General features: G+C 72.5%; 16 protein-coding genes and 2 pseudogenes. 4 read left to right on the plus strand and 14 right to left on the minus strand.

What is annotated here, in order from left to right:
• From FJ694_RS33445 to FJ694_RS33455, 3 genes are all read right to left on the minus strand, one after another.
• Positions 1-477 (minus strand): IS110 family transposase (locus FJ694_RS33445; protein ID WP_157271850.1); only part of this gene is annotated, 477 nt, incomplete at its 3' end.
• Positions 478-1,340: 863 nt separating this feature from the next.
• Positions 1,341-1,694 carry a DUF2917 domain-containing protein gene (locus FJ694_RS33450; RefSeq protein WP_157271851.1) on the minus strand — a complete coding sequence of 118 codons (354 nt, stop codon included), beginning with the start codon at positions 1,692-1,694 and terminating at the stop codon, positions 1,341-1,343.
• Between the two features lie 90 nt (positions 1,695-1,784).
• The gene (locus FJ694_RS33455; protein WP_157271852.1) at positions 1,785-2,123 is read right to left on the minus strand and encodes a DUF2917 domain-containing protein; all 339 of its coding nucleotides are present in this window, start codon (positions 2,121-2,123) and stop codon (positions 1,785-1,787) included.
• Positions 2,124-2,277: 154 nt separating this feature from the next.
• Between FJ694_RS33455 and FJ694_RS33460 the strand changes: the two genes are divergently transcribed.
• Together FJ694_RS33460 and FJ694_RS33465 are read left to right on the plus strand one after the other, a co-directional pair.
• The gene (locus FJ694_RS33460; protein WP_157271853.1) at positions 2,278-3,726 is read left to right on the plus strand and encodes an aminotransferase-like domain-containing protein; all 1,449 of its coding nucleotides are present in this window, start codon (positions 2,278-2,280) and stop codon (positions 3,724-3,726) included.
• A gap of 38 nt (positions 3,727-3,764) precedes the next feature.
• The gene (locus tag FJ694_RS33465) at positions 3,765-5,231 is read left to right on the plus strand and encodes an aminotransferase-like domain-containing protein (RefSeq protein WP_232540340.1); all 1,467 of its coding nucleotides are present in this window, start codon (positions 3,765-3,767) and stop codon (positions 5,229-5,231) included.
• Between the two features lie 45 nt (positions 5,232-5,276).
• Here FJ694_RS33465 and FJ694_RS33470 read toward each other — a convergent pair whose 3' ends face one another.
• Entirely contained in the window at positions 5,277-6,695 is a 1,419-nt protein-coding gene (locus FJ694_RS33470) for an NAD(P)/FAD-dependent oxidoreductase (protein WP_157271854.1), read from the minus strand.
• Between the two features lie 72 nt (positions 6,696-6,767).
• On the minus strand, positions 6,768-7,352 hold the full coding sequence (locus tag FJ694_RS33475; protein ID WP_157271855.1) for a DUF2244 domain-containing protein: 585 nt from the start codon (positions 7,350-7,352) through the stop codon (positions 6,768-6,770).
• A 127-nt stretch (positions 7,353-7,479) separates the two neighbouring features.
• Here FJ694_RS33475 and FJ694_RS33480 point away from each other — a divergent pair, with 127 nt between their 5' ends.
• Together FJ694_RS33480 and FJ694_RS33485 are read left to right on the plus strand one after the other, a co-directional pair.
• Complete coding sequence (locus FJ694_RS33480) at positions 7,480-7,713, plus strand: hypothetical protein (protein ID WP_157271856.1); 234 nt, start codon at positions 7,480-7,482, stop codon at positions 7,711-7,713.
• Positions 7,714-8,174: 461 nt separating this feature from the next.
• Positions 8,175-9,596 carry a GNAT family N-acetyltransferase gene (locus FJ694_RS33485; RefSeq protein ID WP_157271857.1) on the plus strand — a complete coding sequence of 474 codons (1,422 nt, stop codon included), beginning with the start codon at positions 8,175-8,177 and terminating at the stop codon, positions 9,594-9,596.
• A gap of 253 nt (positions 9,597-9,849) precedes the next feature.
• Here FJ694_RS33485 and FJ694_RS37470 read toward each other — a convergent pair.
• The 9 genes and pseudogenes from FJ694_RS37470 to FJ694_RS37475 form a co-directional block, all read right to left on the minus strand.
• Positions 9,850-10,497: pseudogene (locus FJ694_RS37470) on the minus strand (patatin-like phospholipase family protein); the annotation flags it as partial.
• Positions 10,487-11,506 (minus strand): SDR family NAD(P)-dependent oxidoreductase, encoded by a 1,020-nt coding sequence (locus tag FJ694_RS33495; RefSeq protein ID WP_157271859.1) that lies wholly within the window; start codon positions 11,504-11,506, stop codon positions 10,487-10,489. The gene FJ694_RS33495 and the pseudogene FJ694_RS37470, both read right to left, overlap by 11 nt.
• A 19-nt stretch (positions 11,507-11,525) precedes the next feature.
• The gene (locus FJ694_RS33500) at positions 11,526-12,584 is read right to left on the minus strand and encodes an SDR family oxidoreductase (protein WP_157271860.1); all 1,059 of its coding nucleotides are present in this window, start codon (positions 12,582-12,584) and stop codon (positions 11,526-11,528) included.
• Between the two features lie 258 nt (positions 12,585-12,842).
• A complete protein-coding gene (locus FJ694_RS33505) occupies positions 12,843-13,079 on the minus strand; it encodes a hypothetical protein (RefSeq protein WP_157271861.1) in 237 nt (78 codons plus the stop codon).
• Positions 13,080-13,342: 263 nt separating this feature from the next.
• The gene (locus FJ694_RS33510; RefSeq protein WP_375140291.1) at positions 13,343-13,762 is read right to left on the minus strand and encodes a secondary thiamine-phosphate synthase enzyme YjbQ; all 420 of its coding nucleotides are present in this window, start codon (positions 13,760-13,762) and stop codon (positions 13,343-13,345) included.
• Positions 13,759-15,051 carry a sensor histidine kinase gene (locus FJ694_RS33515; protein WP_157271863.1) on the minus strand — a complete coding sequence of 431 codons (1,293 nt, stop codon included), beginning with the start codon at positions 15,049-15,051 and terminating at the stop codon, positions 13,759-13,761. Before FJ694_RS33515 ends, FJ694_RS33510 begins: the two co-directional genes overlap by 4 nt.
• 370 nt (positions 15,052-15,421) lie before the next feature.
• Positions 15,422-16,162, minus strand: a complete 741-nt coding sequence (locus FJ694_RS33520) for a winged helix-turn-helix domain-containing protein (protein ID WP_157271864.1) — start codon at positions 16,160-16,162, stop codon at positions 15,422-15,424.
• Between the two features lie 61 nt (positions 16,163-16,223).
• A complete protein-coding gene (locus FJ694_RS33525) occupies positions 16,224-16,622 on the minus strand; it encodes a Spy/CpxP family protein refolding chaperone (RefSeq protein ID WP_198321141.1) in 399 nt (132 codons plus the stop codon).
• Positions 16,606-16,736 (minus strand): annotated as a pseudogene (locus FJ694_RS37475) (glycosyltransferase); the annotation flags it as partial. The pseudogene FJ694_RS37475 and the gene FJ694_RS33525, both read right to left, overlap by 17 nt.

A 16,736-nucleotide genomic window follows, 5' to 3' on the forward strand; every position in this document is an offset into this window, starting at 1 on the left:
TTCGTTGCCGCTGGCTTGAGCGCCGAGGTTGCGTGCCAGCAGATTCTGCATGCTCAATATCTGCGTCGTATGCTGATGCACGAGCTGGGTACGTTTGCGCAGCAAGTCGTGCACAGCCCGTTCGGCTCTCGGATAGATATACCCAGTGGGCAAAATACCCAATCGCAACAAGTGAGCCAAGTGACGAGCATCACTGAAGTCGCCACCATGTTTGAGCCCGTCGTACTGTTTGACGGCAGCAGTATTGACAAGGTGCACTTTGAAACCAGCATCCTGCAATCCATCCACCAGCCAATACCAGTTGTAGGTCGATTCCACCGCTACGCCAACAATGGTCCCTGGACAGCTTCGCAGTGCCGAGATGACCTGCGTCAGATCGTTGGGCAAGCGCTTGGCAAACACTGTTCGATCCCGGTCATCGAGCACCATCACAACGCCGTTGTTCGAGTGCAGGTCGATTGAAGAGTACAGTTCCATGCCGGCCTCCTTCGTGGGCACCGTCGGTTGAGTCGCAACCAAACGATAGTCCCGTGAACGGAGGCCGGCCACTGCGGCTAGATGATTATCAGGTCTTGCCTTTTGCCTCCATCGCGTCAAGTCCTTGGTCAGTAGAAAGGGGAGCAAAAGGCAAGACCTGATCCGCCGCTCGGTTGGGCGCAGTGGGCGGCTAAGCCGGGAGTGTCGGTGGGGACGGCGGGCATTTCAAAATCAACAGTGCCTGGACTGCAAGTTCACCGGTGTGTGCGCCCGGTATTGACTGTTGACGCTGCCGCACCAATGAGCCAGCGATTGAAGCAAGCAGCTTGAAAAGGAGCCAGGTCAATGGCTGCGCAGGCTGAAGAAGAAATTTCGTCATGCCCGTGTGCGCGGGCATGAAGATGATTTTTATGGCGGTCCGCACTATCACGACGGTTTAACGAATGGTGTTTGTTCTTGCCTTCGGTCGCGGTGGGCCAATTGGCCGGTGGTTAACGATAAGGGAGTAAAGCGCAAAATCTGGCTGCGTCGCTGGAATCGAAAGGTGCCTGGAGATCGACCATTGAAGCATGCCGCGGACGGTGGTTTGAAATTGTGGCGATCTTGGTTTGGTTCTCATGAATGAAAATCAGGCTTGCAGTGTGTGGTTCGGTCAAGCCAATACGGTAGTTCTTGGTGTCGTGAGTGGCAGCTACTGCTGCCGTTGTGGAGATCCACGCGCTATTGTTATGACCGCCATACGGTGCCCCACGGGGTGCTGATTTAGGCGATAGGGTTGGGTATTGTGTTTCTGCTCAACTTGCTAAATGGATAGGGCGTGAAATAAAACACGCCTCACGGTTTCTCTTGTTTCAGCAGGGCAATTACCTATTCCCCACCCCATCCAGCCCTTCCGGGTCCATCGGCCCCGCCTGCAACCGGGGCACCCGCGGCAGCAACCCGGCAAGCGCAGCCAGCATCTGCCCCGCCAACTGCATCCAGCCGATTTCCGCCGGCACCACCCGCAGCCGCGCGATCTCGCCGCCGTCGCACTCCACCACCGCGCCCGGCCCCAACTGCACCGAGTGCCCGGCGCTGACGAACACGTCCTCGGAATGGTCGGTGCAGGTGACCCACACCCGGCCCTTGAGCACGACCAGCTCGCGCCCGTCGGCGAAGTCCATGCGGCGCGCGACGCGGGGGGCCAGCTCGAAGAAGGCGGCGGCTTGGGTGTCCATGGGTTGTCTCCTGGTTGGAAGGGTTCATGGGTGGACGGCTGAACACCGTCCGAGCGCCCTGCGTTGCGGCCCAGGCGCGATCGGTTCAACTCATCCGCGCCGGTCCACCAGCCGCGGCGGCAGCCCGGTGTGCACGCCCTGCAGCCGCAGCGCCAACCGGGCGAAGGCGCGCCAGGCCGAGACGGCGGCCCACCAGGCGCGCCCATGCGCCGGCATCAGCTGCAGCCGCGCCGCGCCCGGGCTGTCGCACTCGATCACGGCGCCCGGGCCCAGGCGCAACCGATCGCCGGCGGTGAGGAAGACGTCCTGCGCGCCGCCGTCGCAGGTCAGCCACAGCCGGCCGCTGAAGACGACCAGCTCGCGCCCGGCCGCGTCGGAGAGCCCCAGCGCGGTGCCGGGGGCCAGATCGAAGGTGGTGGTGGTGTCCATGGCAACCACTGTCGGCGCCCGGAACCGGCCTGCACAGGCGCAGAAGGCGACCAATACAGCCGTGACAGCAGACCGCTTCGCCCGCGCTGTGCCGGTCGCCTCTGCGGTGATCTGTATGGGTCGGCGAGCGCTGGACCGGCACAGAATCCCGGGCATGGACCGCCACCAAGACACCCTGTACCTGCGCATCGCCGACCAGCTGGCCGGCTCCATCCGGGCCGGCACGCTGGCGCGCGGCGAGCGCATCGCCTCCGTGCGCGAGCTCGCGCGCCAGCAGGGCGTGTCGATGGCCACCGTGGTGCAGGCCTACCGCACGCTGGAAGATGCGCGGCTGATCGAGGCGCGCCCGCGCTCCGGCTACTTCGTGGCCGGGCGCGCGGCGCGGCGGCTGCCCGAGCCGGACACGACGCCGCTGCCGTCGCAGTCGCAGCCGGTGGCCGTGAGCTCGATGGGCTCGCGCGTCTTCACCATGGCGCTGGACCCCGACTTCGTCTCCTTCGGCGCGGCCACGCCCGGCGAGGAGCTGTTTCCCTACGAGCGCATCCGCCGCGCCGTGAACCGCGCCGCGCAGCGGCACCGCGCCACGCTCAGCCGCTACCCGCTGGGCTCGGGCACGCAGGAGCTGCGCCGGGCCATCGCGCGCCAGGCGCTGTCCATGGGCTGCCAGCTCGACACGCGCGACATCCTCGTGACCGGCAGTTGCCTGGAGTCGGTCAGCCTGTGCCTGCGCGCCGTCACCAGGCCCGGTGACGTGGTGGCGCTGGAGTCGCCGACCTACTTCGGCTTCCTGGAAATCCTGGAGAGCATGCACCTGCGCGCGCTGGAGATCCCGACGCATCCGCGCCAGGGCCTGTCGGTGGACGCGCTGGCGCTGGCGCTGGACACGCAGCCGGTGAAGGCCATCCTGGCCGTGCCCACGCTGTCCAACCCGCTCGGGTCGAGCATGCCGCTGGCCGAGCGCCGGCGCCTGGCGCAGCTCGTGGCCCAGCGCGGCGTGCCGCTGATCGAGGACGTCATCTACAACGCCCTGTGCGAGCACGACGACCAGCGCCGCGCCGTGCGCAGCTACGACGACAGCGGCCACGTGATGCTGTGCGGCTCCTTTTCCAAGACCGTGGCGCCGGGCCTGCGCGTGGGCTTCGTCGCGCCCGGGCGCTGGTCGGACCAGGTCCAGCGCCTGAAGGCCGTGCATTCCGGCGCGCACACCGAGTTCCTGGAGCTGGCCGTGGCGGACCTGCTCACCCAGCCCGGCGCCGAGAGCGCCTACCGCCAGCTGCGCACCACCGTGGCGGCGCGCGTGGACGAGGCGCGCGGAATCATCGCGGAGAGCTTTCCCAGGGGCACCCGCGTCACCGACCCGCCCGGCGGCTTCATCCTGTGGGTCGAGCTGCCCGCGGGCAGCGATTCGATGGCGCTGTTCGAAGCCTGCCTGCGCGAACGCATCTGCATCGCGCCGGGCACGATGTTCAGCACCACCGGGCGCTACGCGCACTGCGTGCGCCTGGGGCTGGGCGGGCGTTGGGAAGACGCCCAGCGCCGCGCGCTGCGCCGCGTGGGCGAGCTGGCTCACCTGGTGCTGCCGGCCGCCGGCGGCGAGGCCTGAGCACGCGGCCATCACGCCCCGGGAAAGCCTCCAGGCCCATGCAAGCCACCATGCCCGACCGCACGCCGGACACGCTCTACCAGCGCATCGCCGACCAGCTGGCCGCCTCCATCCGCGCGGGCACGCTCGGGCGCGGCGATCGCCTGGCCTCCGTGCGCGAGCTGGCGCGCCAGCAGGGCGTGTCGATGGCCACCGTGGTGCAGGCCTACCGCACGCTGGAGGACGCGCGGCTGATCGAGGCGCGGCCGCGCTCCGGCTACTTCGTGGCCGGGCGCACGGGGGTGCGGCGCGCGGCCGAGCCCGAGACCACGCCGCTGCCGCCGCAGGCGCAGCCCGTGGCGGTGAGGTCGCTGGCGGCGCAGGTGATGTCGCTGGTGCACGACCCGGCCTTCGTCTCCTTCGGCGCGGTGTGGCCGGGGGCCGACCTGTTCCAGGAGGAGCGCGTGCGCCGCGCCGTCACGCGCGCGGCGCAGCGCCATCGCGCCTCGCTGTGCCGCTATCCCACGGGCAGCGGGGCGGCGGAGTTCCGCCGCGCGGTGGCGCGCCACGCGCTGGCGCTGGGCTGCCGGCTCGACCCCGAGCACATCGTCTCCACCACCGGCTGCCAGGCCGCCATCAGCCTGTGCCTGCGCGCCGTGACGCAGCCCGGCGACGTGGTGGCCCTGGAGTCGCCCACCTCCTTCGGCTTCCTGGAGCTGCTGGAAAGCATGCACCTGCGCGCGCTGGAAATCCCGACCCACCCGCGCCACGGCCTGTCGGTGGACGCGCTGTCGCTGGCGCTGGACACGCAGCCGGTGAAGGCCATCCTGGCCGTCCCCACGCTGGCCAACCCGATGGGCTCGTGCATGCCCGTGCCGGAGCGCCGGCGCCTGGCGCAGCTGGTGGCGCGGCACCGCGTGCCGCTGATCGAGGACGTGCTCTACAACCCGCTGTGCGCCCATGACGACCAGCGCCGTGCCGTGCGCAGCTTCGACGATGCGGGCTGGGTGATGCTGTGCGGCTCCTACTCCAAGACCATGGCGCCGGGCGTGCGCGTGGGCTACGTCGAGGCCGGGCGGTGGACCGAGGAGGTCAAGCACCTGAAGGCGGTGCACTCGGGCAGCTTCACCGAGCTGATGGAGCTGGCGCTGGCCGACCTGCTCATGCAGCCCGGGCTGGAGAGCGGCTTTCGCCAGCTGCGCAACACCGTGGCGGCACGGCTGGAGGAGGCGCGGGCGCTGGCGGCCGAGAGCTTTCCCCGGGGCACGCGCATCACCGACCCGCCGGGCGGCTACATCCTGTGGGTGGAGCTGCCCGCGGGCAGCGACGCCATGGCGCTGTACCAGGCCTGCCTGCGCGAGCGCATCTGCATCGCCCCGGGCTCGCTGTTCAGCACCACCGGGCGCTACGGCCACTGCATCCGGCTCGGACTGGGCGGACGCTGGACCGACGCCCAGCGCCAGGCGCTGCGGCGCGTCGGGGAGCTGGCGCATGGGGTGGTGCCGGCAGGCGGCGCGGCGGCTTGACCCGGGCCCGCCAGCGGGCCTTCCACGGCGCGGGGCTGCCGCCCCTCAATGCAGCTTCACCCGCGGCTGCGTGCGCCTGTCGATCCAGTGCCCGATCTGGTCCACCGCCGTGCGCAGCGCGCCCTGCAGCCGGACCATGTGGGCGTGGTGCACGCTCCAGTAGGCCCAGCGCGCCAGCAGCCCCTGCAGCCGCATGCCGCCGCCGGGCAGCCGCGCCGCGAGGCGGCCGATGGCGTCGCGGCTGCCCAGCGACACCAGCGCGCCACGGTCGTGGAAGCGGAAGCCCTCCACCGGGTGCGCGCGCAAGCGCTTGAGCAGCGCCTGCGACAGGTAGCGCGCCTCCTGTTGCGCGGCCTGCGCGCGCGGCGGCACCGGCGGCGCGCCGGCTTCGGGCACGCAGCTGGCGCAGTCGCCCATGGCGAAGACGTCGGCGTCGCGCGTGGTCTGCAGCGTGTCGCGCACCAGCAGCTGGCGCGAGCGGTTGAGCTCCAGGCCGTCGAGCCGCTCCAGCACCGCCGGGCCGCGGATGCCGGCGGCCCACACCGTCAGCGCCGCGGGCACGATTTCGTGGTCGTCGAGCACGACGTGGCCGGGAGCGACCTCGGTGACGCGCCGCCCGGTGAGCACCTCCACGCCGCGCGCCTCCAGGTCGGCCTGCACCGCGCGGCTGATGTCCTCGGGCAGCGCGCCCACCAGGCGCGGCCCGGACTCGATCAGGTGCAGCCGCATCGGCTGCGCCTCCTGGCGCAGCTCGGTGCCCAGCCCGGCAATGGCGCGCACGGACTCGACCAGCTCCGCCGACAGCTCCACGCCGGTGGCGCCGCCGCCGACGATCGCCACCTCCACCGGCCCGCGCGACTGCACCTCGGCGCGCGCGCACTCGGCCAGCAGCAGCCGGTGGAAGCGCATGGCGTCGGCGGCGCTGTCGAGCCGCAGCGCGTGCTCGGCCACGCCGGGGGTGCGGAAGTCGTTGACGATGCTGCCCACGGCCACCACCAGCGTGTCGTAGGCCACGGCGCGCCGCGGCGCGATCTCCTGGCCCTCGTCGTCATCCAGCGGCGACAGCCACAGCTCGTGCCTGCCGCGGTCCAGGGATTCGAGCGTGCCCAGGTGGAAGCGGAAGCCGTGGCGCCGCGCCAGCTGCAGGAACTCCACGCCGCTGTCGTGCCCGCTGAGCGTGCCGGCCGCCATCTCGTGCAGCCAGGGTTTCCACACGTGCGTCAGCGCGCTGTCGATGAGCAGCACCTCGGCGGGCACGTCGCCGCGCCGGGGCTTGCGCAGCGCCTCGCCCAGGTGCACCGCCAGCTCCAGCCCGCCGGCGCCGCCGCCGACGATGACGATGCGGTGCGGCCCGCCGTGCTCGCGCAGCGCGGCGGTCGAGAACAGCGCCGGGCGGCTGTCGGAAAAGCCGCTGGAGGGGGGCGAGCGCCGGTCGCCGGAAGAGGGGGTTTGCCGTGCGTTCATGCCGGATCGGGGGCAACCCTTATGCCTTGCCGGCCCGGTGCCGGGACCTGCCGGGGCCGGCGCCGATGGCGCTCAGGGCAGCGGCGTGCCCGGCGGCGGCTGCTGCGCCCGGGCCAGCGCGTGGCGCAGCTCGCGCGCCATGAGCGGGCGCTGCGCCGCGCACAGGTGGCGGCCCACGCGCACGCTCTGGCCCCCGGCCGACAGGCGCACCAGCGCCGACGGGCCGGCGCCCTCGGGCTGCACCCGCACCCAGGCCGCGGGCAGCTCGATGCGCCGCACCCGCGCGCCGCAGTGCTGCTCCACGCACAGCCGGTCCGCCGCCAGGGTGATGGTTTCGCGGTCACAGGCATGGCGCGCGTGCACCACCAGCGCCGCGGCCAGCGCCGCCACCTCGATGCCGGCGAACAGGCTGATCAGCGGAAAGCCCAGCGCCCAGAACGCCAGCGCCAGCAGCAGGTGGAAGGCGCACACGGCGGCGAAGCAGGCGCCGAGCTGGCGCGGCGTGAGGCGGCAGTTGCGCCGCGAGTGCCAGCACAGCGCGGGAGCGGCGGCGCCGGCTTCGGCGCCGGGCCGGTTGCCGAAGGGATGACCGGGGCGCGCGCCGTCCGGCGCCGCGTCGGCGGACGGGGCACAGGACCGTTCGGCGTGGTGCTGCATCGACGTGTCTCCCGGACAGGCTTGACCTGGAGCAATTGCACCGCCCGCCCCGGGCCCGGCGGGAGGCGGGTTTGCCCGGCAGGCCGGACCACGTTCCCGCCACATGGCTTTCCAGCAGGAGACCGACATGAGCCAGCAGCAAGGCAACGACGACAACCCGCGCGGCACCGTGCCGCGCAACCCGCCGCGCGGCGCCGGGCAGGACCAGGCGCAGGCCACCGCGCCGCAGGCGCCGCAGCACGGCGGCGTCGATTCCGGCACCGACGCCTCGCGCGGCACGCCCGGCGTGGCGGGCGAGCAGCACGGCGACCCGTCGGCCTCGAACCGGCCCGATGACCAGGGCCGGCACCAGCGCGGCTGACCGGCACCCGCAGCGTGGGCCGGTGCCGCCGGGACGGTGCCATCGGCTCACGGCTTGAGCCTTGCGATCCTCGCCTGAACAAAGCAGCTTCCATGGCAGCCCTGCAAGCTCATTGACAGGAGCGGGCTGCCGGTCTTCGGCTCATGCCCCAATTCTTGCCGGCGCCCGCCTGGACCCGGTGCCAGATGGGTCCGTCTGCAAGCTTATTGACAGGGTCAATGTCAAAAAAATTGCGGTAGCCGGGCTAGTTTTTTCCATCAACTGCACGGTTGCGATTGCTGTTCGTGTCTCTGCTGTCAATGAAGGTATGGTTGCAAGGTGTTCGATAAGGTGATCGTTCAAACTGTCCGGCCTGGACGCGGAGTCAAGGCCGGACTGGAGTTTGCGAGCCTCTCCGAGGTGACCCCGTGCGGTTGGCCCGGTCGGCAGCGCTTGAAGGCTCACCCGTGTATTGCAGTTCCATGGTTAACAGTTTTCTGAACCCGTCAGCCCAGTTCATCGGCGGAGCGCGCCGCTGCAGCATTGAAGTGGTCTCCAACGGCCTGGAGGATGGGGCGTTCCTCGCCGCCTGGCATGGCATGGTGGCCGCCAGCGGTAGCCCGGAGGCGGTGTTCCAGACGCCGCGCTACTTCGAGTTGATGCTGCGCACGCCGGGCGAGCACCGCGGGGAGTTGCTGGCCGTGCGTGACACGCAGGACGGGCGGTTGCTGAGCATCGTCCCGGTGCGGGTGTGGCGGCTGCCCGTGAAATTCAACATGGGCTTGAGGTTGCAGACGCAACTCAGGGTGCCGGTGGTGTCGCTGCTGGGCAGTGCACTGCTGGGCGACCCGCCGCCCGACGTGGCGGAGCAGGTGCTGGAGTTCCTGTTGACCCGCCATCGCCACTGCGCCGGGATATCGATGCAGGCCCTGCCGCAGGAGTCCGCGCTGTGGAACAGCATCAACGCGTCGGCGCCGCTGCGCCGGCTGTGCCGCTTCTGGCCCATGTACGGCTGGCGTTCATGCCACACCGTGCCGCTGCAGGGCAGCTTCGAGCAGTATCTGGAACCCATGAGTCCCAAGAAGCGCTACAACCTGGCTCGCCAGGTCCGGCTCTTGGAGAAGGAAGCCGGTGAGCTGCGGCTGCACGTCGTGCGCGAGGCCGCGCAGGTGCCGGTGCTGGTGCAGGCGCTTCAGGCGCTGGCTACCGACGATCCCGCGGTTTCAAGGCCGGAGCACTGGCTGGAACTGGCCGGGCACAAGCTGCTGCGCGCCTTCGTGCTGACGGCCGGCGACCGTCCGGTGGGCGCCATCCTGGGCATGCAGGCCCAGCGTACGCTGCACCTGCACCGCATCCTGTTCGACGCCGGGCTGGCGCGGCTTTCGGTGGGCACGTCGCTGACTTACCTGACCGTCAAGGCGCTGTGCGAGCTGGGCGATTGCAGCCTCATCGACATGGGTTACGGCACGCCGGCGCATGTCCAGCAGTCCACCAACGTCACGCAGCCCCGCGCGCATATGGTGATGCTGCGCCGCACCTGGTCCAACCACGTGCTGGCCGAGTCGCATGACGCCCTGGAAAAGCTCGCCGTCCGGGTCAAGACGCACCTGGCGGCGCGACGCGCTCAGGCCAAGGCCCGGCTGGCCGCAAACGCCTCGGCCCCGGCCGGGGCGCCGACGCCGGCACTGGCTCGGCAAGCCCTGCCGCCCAAGGCCAAGTCCGGGGCGCAGGACGCCACAGCTCAGGTCAGCGGTCCGCCCCGGTCTGCTCGCCCGCAGGCGTCAGCGACCCCACCAGGGCCGAGCGCGCCGTGTCCCGGCCCTGCGCAATCAGCGCTTCCAATCGCGGCGGCGAATAGTCGAACTGGCCCGAAATCCCGTCCTCGGGCAGTGGCGGGCGCGTGATGCGCACCCAGCGCTTGACTCCCGGCCCCGGCGGCAGCGCCGGCGGCACGAGCTTGTCGAGCTGCATCAGGTTGAAGGCGCGGTAGGCCAGCTGCAGGCCGCTTTGCGGCACCTCGGCCAGCGGGCGGCCGAACTGCTCGATGCTCACCAGCTGCAGCGGCTCGCCCGCGTCCGGGCGCCAGCGCCCGCTCTCAATCAGGCGCTGCAGCAGCGGCGGCAGCAGCGAGTCGCGCGCCATGTCGCCGTCCCAGTAGCGGCGCCCGCCCACGTCCACCGGGTCGAACATCATCGGGATGGCCGAGCTGGCGGCCAGCTCGGCCGGGCCCAGCGGCGCGGCGTCGCTGTCGAAGAGCCGCAGCTCGCCCGACATCAGGTCCACCGCCGCGGCGGCCAGCAGCGGCTGCGCCGGGGCGCCGGCGCTGGACTGCGTGCCGGCCTCGCGCTCCAGCAGCGCCCACATCGCGGCGCGGTCGTAGAACGGATGCTCCAGCCGGCGCAGGCCGACCCAGGGCAGCCAGTGCAGCGGTTGCGGCCGGTACAGGTGGCGCGTGCCGCACAGCAGCCCGGTGAGCACGCCGTTCCAGGCCCGCAGCGCCGCGGCGCCGGCCGAGTCGCCCAGCGGCAGGCCCAGGAACGGCACGGACGGCGTGGCGATGTCCTCGCGCCACAGCCGCAGCAGCGCCTGCGCGCCCATGTCGGCGCTGCGCAGGTGGCGCGCCGCCAGCGCGGCATTGAGCGCGCCGATCGACGTGCCCGCCAGCGCCACCACGCGGTCGCCGCGCGCGCGCAGCCACGGCGCGACGGTGGCCCAGGCCCCGCCGCCGAAGGCGCCCAGCGCGCCGCCCCCCTGGAACACGACCACCGTCTTCATGCGTTGCGGGTCCTCGTTGTCAGGCGGCATCGGCGCGGCCGCGCCGCGCGCCACTGGCCAGCCACCAGCCGAGCACGCCGGCGGCCAGCGCGGCGGCGCCGCCGAGCACGCCCAGCGCCGCGGCGCGGGCCTCGCGCCGCTGGGGCAGGCCCCAGGCGCCGTGCACGGCCGCGGGCAGGTCCTCGCGCGGCGCGAACAGCGCGCCGGCGTCGTCGGCACGGCGCTCGCCGCTGTGCAGGAACCAGTGCTCGGCCGCGCGCGCGGCGGCGCGGCCGGCGCTGTCGGGCGCCAGCGCGTAGGGCAGCGCGGCGGCGTGCTGCCAGCCCAGCCGCACGGCGCGGCGCGGATGGTCGAGCAGCGCCACGACGGCCGCGGCCACCTCGTCCGGGTCGAGCACCGGCGGCACCGGGCGCAGCTCGCGCCCGGTGTAGTTGGCGGATCGGTGCTGCGTGGGCGAGTCCACGAAGCCCGGGTACACCCCGCACACGGCGATGGCGGTGCCGGAGAGCTCGTCGCGCAGCGCGTCGGTGAAGCCGGCCACGCCGTACTTGCTGGCGGTGTAACTGGCGGCCAGCGGCGTGGGGATGCGCCCCGAGATCGAGGCGATGTTGACCACCACGCCGCCGCTGGCGCGGCCGCGCATGTGCTGCAGCGCCGCGTGCGTGCCGTGCACGACGCCCAGCAGGTTGGTGCGGATCAGCCGCTCGTGCGCCTCGGCCGGGATGTGGTCGAAGGGGCCCCACAGGCTGGTGCCGGCGGCGTTGATCCAGGCGTCGATGCGGCCGAAGCGCTCCACGGCACGGCGCATGAGCGCGTCCATGGCGGCGGTGTCGGCCACGTCGGCGGCGTGGGTCAGCACCTCGGCGCCGAGGGCCCGGCAGCGCTCTGCCGCGTCGGCCAGGGTGGACTCGGCGCGCGCGGCCAGCACCACGCGCGCGCCCGGGCGCTGGCTCAGGCGCTGCGCCACGGCCAGCCCGATGCCGCTGGAGCCGCCGGTGACGACGGCCACCGGGTTGCCGGTCAGGGGAGTTGCTGCCATCGGGCTCGGTCCTCGTGCGTCAGCCGCCGCGCCCGGTGCCGGCGGCGGGCGGCGCGTCGCGCCGGGTGTTGCCGCTGCGCAGCGCCTGCGCCAGCAACCAGGCGCCGCCGGCCAGCGCGCCGTAGAACAGCCCGCCCAGGCCCTGCGCGGGCTCGGCCAGGCGGTTCCAGGCGCTGCTGTGCACGCGCTGCCCGGGGTGGTGGCCGAGGGTGCGGCCGTGGCTGTCGCGCGAGGGCGTGTTGAGGTTGCCGTCGGTGCCCGGCGAGGGCTCGTCGCGCCACTGGCGCTCCACCAGCAGCGGCCCGGCCAGGTCGAGCAGCTGCGGCGCCACGCCCGCGGCCACGCTGTGCAGCGCGCCCACGCCGCCCACGCTCACGTCGCGCTGCGGGTGGCGCGCGGCCTGCAGGATGGCGTGCGCCGCGTCCGAGGTGGCGTACAGCGGCGACACCAGGCGCGGGCGCCGCCCGGGCGGATGCGCGGCATGCTCGATCAGCGGCGTGGCGATGCATGCCGGCTTGACCAGCACCACCTGCAGCGGCGAGTGCTCGGCCTGCAGCTCCTGGCGCAGCCCGTCGGTGAAGCCCTTCACCGCGTGCTTGCTGGCGCTGTAGACGCTTTGCAGCGGCACGGCATGGTCGGCCAGGATGCTGGCGACGTTGATGAGCGTGCCGCCGCTGCGGCGCATGCGCGCGGCCGCGGCCAGCGAGCCGTTGACCATGCCCCAGAAGTTGGTGTCCATGAGCCGGCGCGCGGAAGGCTCGTCCCAGGCGTCGAGCAGCGAGGCCACCATGCCGACGCCGGCGTTGTTGACCCAGCAATCGATGCCGCCGAAATGCCGCACCGCCGCGTCGGCCACGGCATCGACCTCGGCGCGCACGGCCACGTCGGCGGCCACGGGCAGCACGCTGGCGCCGTGGTGCTCGTACAGGCGCTGCGCGATGCGCTGCAGCGCGTCGGCGTCGCGCGCCGTGATGACCACCCGCGCCCCGGCCAGCGCCGCCTGCTCGGCCGTGGCCAGGCCGATGCCGCTGGAGGCGCCGGTGACGACGATGACTTGCTGCGACAGGGGCTTGTTCATGGGCGGACTCGGGGCGGCAAAAGGAGGGAACCGCGCGGCGTGCACGCGGCAATGCCGCTACGACGGCAAGCGGAATGCCGCCCAGGCGGCTTCCCGGGGCACCTGCCGGGCCTTGGCAGGCGGGCCGGCCCGGCGCGAAGGCGGCCCCGTGAGTTCCGGGGGACGAAATGCAGCGGCCCGCCGTGGAAGGCGGGCCGCTGTGCTCTCAGGCCGGTTCAGGCCGGGATGGGTGGATGGTTGGCGGTTGGCCCCGGCGCCTCAGCCCCGGCCGTTGCCGCGGCCGGGCCGGTCGTCGCCCCGGCCCTTGCCACCGCCCTTGCCGGGATGGGGGTCGGGCGGCCCCTTGCCGGGCTTGTCGGGCTTGCCGCCGCCCGGCCCGGGCTTGACCGAGCCGGCCTTGGCGAATTCGGGGGCTGCCGCCAGCGTCAGCACGGCCGGTGCGACGTAGGCGCCGCGCTTGACGAATTCACGTCGGGAACCGTTGCTCAAGGACATGTCAGCTTCTCCTCACGTTGCGCTCCGGAAACGCATCCCCATCGGGGAGACCGGAACATGGGTGTCGGGATCGGTGGGAAGTCGGAAAGCCCCGCTGCGCAAGCTGCTAACGCTGTCGTGGATTGTTCTGCCGTGGCGGGCCGGGCCGGACCGGCTGCCCGTGACCGGGCAGCATTGCGTTGACGGTCCCGGTCGGCCGAGGTTCAGGCGCCGCGCTTCAAACCCCCGGAAGAGGGGGCGAAAGCCCTGGAATCCGTGCGAGCTCAACGCCCGAGCAGGTGCAGCGCCACCTCGCGCCGGTGCGTGCGCAACCGGTGCTCCCAGAGGTAGATGCCCTGCCAGGTGCCCAGCGCCAGGCGCCCCTGCAGCAGCGGAACGGACAGCTGCGTCGCGGTGAGCGCCGCGCGCACGTGCGCGGGCATGTCGTCCGGCCCCTCGTCGGTGTGGCGAAAGAGCGTGTCGCCGTCGGGCACGAGCCGGGCGAAGAAGCGCTCCAGGTCGCGCTGCACCTCGGGGTCGGCGTTCTCCTGGATCAGCAGGCTGGCCGAGGTGTGGCGGATGAAGAGCGTCAGCAGTCCCTCGCTGAAGCCCTGGGCCTGGGTCCAGTCGCGCACGCGGCGGGTGATGTCGAGCAGCGCGCGGCCGCGGGTGTCGAAGGCGAGGGTGGTGGTGGCCTGGTTCAGCATGCCGGCAATTCGAGCACGAAGCAGCTGCCGCCGCCCTCGCGCGGCTCGCAGCGCACGCTGCCGCCGTGGCGCTGCGCGATCTGGCGCACCAGGCTCAGCCCCAGGCCCACGCCGCCGTGCTGCTCGGCATGGCCGGGCAGCCGGAAGAAGGGCTCGAAGATGCGCTCGCGCATGTCCTCCGGCACGCCGGGCCCGCGGTCGCACACGGCCGCGCGCAGGGTGGAGCCCGCGCGCTCCAGCGTCAGCTCGACCTCGTCGCCGCCGTAGCGCCGGGCGTTCTCCAGCAGGTTGCGCAGCGCGCGGCGCAGCAGCCGTTCCTCGCCCTGCACCGCGAACGGGCCCGTGCCGGCGTGCAGCTCGGCGCCCACGCGCGCGGCCTCCTCGGCGGAGAGCGCCAGCAGGTCGGCCTCGTGCCGTTCGATGTCGGGGCGGGCGTCGAGCCGGCTGGCCAGCAGCACTTCCTCCACCAGCGCGTCGAGCTCGGCGATGTCGGCATGGATCTCGGCCTGCAGCCCGGACTGCTGGTCGGGCCGCGCCGTCTCCATCAGCGACACGGCCATCTTCAGCCGCGCCAGCGGCGAGCGCAGCTCGTGGCTGGCGTTGGCCAGCAGCGACTGGTGCGACCTGAGCAGCGTCTCGATGCGCTCGGCCGCCTGGTTGAAGCTGCGCGCCAGCCGCGCCACCTCGTCGCGCCCGGTGTCGTCCACGCGGTGCGCCAGCGCGCCGGCGCCGAAGCGCTCGACGCCGGCCTGCAGCGCCTCCAGCCGCCGCGTCAGGCGCCGCACCACCGGGTACGCGCCGGCGGCCACGGCCACGAACAGCCCCAGCAGCACGGCCACCAGCCCCGTGCCGCGCAGCCACGGCGGCGGGGGCGGGGGCAGCGGCCCGCGGCGGCCGCCGGGGCCGCGCTGCGGGCGCGCCAGCCACAGCGTGCGGCCATCGTCGAGCTTGATGGGCAGCACGCGCGCGCCGGGCTCACGGCTGATGCGCTCGAAGCTGTCGGAGGCGCCCAGGCGGCGGTCGCGGGGATCGTCCAGTGCCAGCGGCACGCGCAGCCGCTCGGACCACTCGCGCAGCACCTCGGCCTGGTTCTCGGCCGGGGCCTGCGGCGGCGGCAGCGCGTGCTGCAGCAGGTCACCCCAGGCGGCGAGCCGCTCGCTGGCGGCGGCGTCGAAACGGCCACGCTCGTGCTCCATCTGGTGCTGGAACAGCCAGCCCGAGCCCAGCGCGAACAGCGCCAGCACGGCCACCACGGTGAGCCAGACGCGGAGGTAGAGGGATTTCATGGGGCCTTCCGGGGAGGCACGTGAGCTTCGCACCCTGCTTCGTCATTCCCGCGAAGGCGGGAATCCAGGCGGTCCCCAGGACAGCAGGGGGCTGATGGGCAGCGCCTGCCGTGCCTTGGGCCTTGGTGCGCCCACCGACCAGCCTGCGGCGGCTTGGGGACCGCCTGGATCCCCGCCTGCGCGGGGATGACGAAGTAGTGAGCGCGGGGTGTCAGCTTCGGGCCGACGCCTGCGTCGCCTTTCCCCAGCCAGCCCTGCGCCTTCGCGGGCCTGCCGTCATGGCGTGCGGTGCGCGTCTGCTGACGGCTGTGCCGTTCTTGAGTCGTGTCCCTGAGCAAGTGCTTGTGGTTATGGGGTCAGCGCCGGGCGGTCACGCCGCCGTCTTGCCGTCGTCCTGCTCCTCGTCCTCGCCCTTGTCGTCGGGGCGGCGGGCGAAGAGGTAGCCCACGCCGCGCACCGTGAGGACGCGGCGCGGGTTGCGCGGGTCGTCCTCGATGAGGGCGCGGATGCGCGAGACGTGCACGTCGATGGAGCGGTCGAAGGCTTCCTGGGCGTGGCCCTTGAGCGCGTCCATGATCTGGTCGCGCGTCATGACGCGCCCGGCATGCTGCGCCAGCACGCGCAGCAGCTCGAACTGGTGCGCGGTGAGCTCGACCTCGCGGCCGTCCAGGCGCGCCTTGCGCGCGCCCAGGTCAATCTCCAGCCGGCCGTAGCGCAGCGTCTCGTCCGCGGGCTCGCCGGGCACGGCGCGGCGCAGCAGCGCCTTGATGCGCGCCAGCAGCTCGCGCGGCTCGAAGGGCTTGGCCAGGTAGTCGTCGGCGCCGAGCTCCAGGCCGACGATGCGGTCCAGCGGCTCGCCGCGCGCGGTGAGCATGAGCAGCGGCAGCCGCCGCGTGCGGCTGTCGGCGCGCAGCTCGCGCGTGAGGTCCAGCCCGTCGCCGTCGGGCAGCATCAGGTCCAGCACCAGCGCGTCGAAGTTCTCCAGCAACAGCCGGCGCCGGCCCTCGGAGAGCGTGGCGGCGAGCTCGACGCCGAAGCCGGCATTGCGCAGGTAGTCGGCCACCATGGCACTCAGGCGGGCGTCGTCGTCGATCAGCAACAGTCGGGGCATGTCAGCAGGGGCGCTTGGGCGCAGTAAGCAACCCGAAAGCATAGCCCCCGCCGCGGCCCGTTCAGCGCCGGTGCCCATGCTCGGCCGCACGCTGGCGCATTTCCTGTGCAATCTGCGCGCGCTGCTGCGGGGTAAGCACGTTGGCGACCTCGACGATGGTGCGCAGCCGGCGCTGCGAGGCCTGGTCGTGCTGCACCAGCTGCTGCTGGCGCAGGTTCTCCAGCGCGGCGGCGTCGATGGCGGGCTGCGCCAGCAGCGCCAGCGCCTGCTCGTGCAGCTGGCGCCGCGCCGGGGCCTGCGCGCGCTCCTCGGTGCGCGCGGCGTCAAGGACGGCGCGGATCTTCGTGCGCTGCTCGGCCGTGGCGTTGACGCGGTCGAGCATGCGCTCCATGCCGCGCGCGCCCATCGGGCCGCCGTGCATCGGGCCGCCCTCGTGCATGTGGTGGTGGTATCCGCGCATCGGGCCGGATGCCCTGGCGGTCGTCGGTCAGGCACACCAGGCGGAACGGCGGTGTCAGGTGCCGCGCCACCATGGCATAGAGACGGTTCACATACTCGGGGCCGTACATCGTGC

Origin of the sequence: Azohydromonas aeria (genome assembly GCF_009760915.1) — a bacterium.
Classification (GTDB): Bacteria; Pseudomonadota; Gammaproteobacteria; order Burkholderiales; family Burkholderiaceae_C; genus Azohydromonas; species Azohydromonas aeria.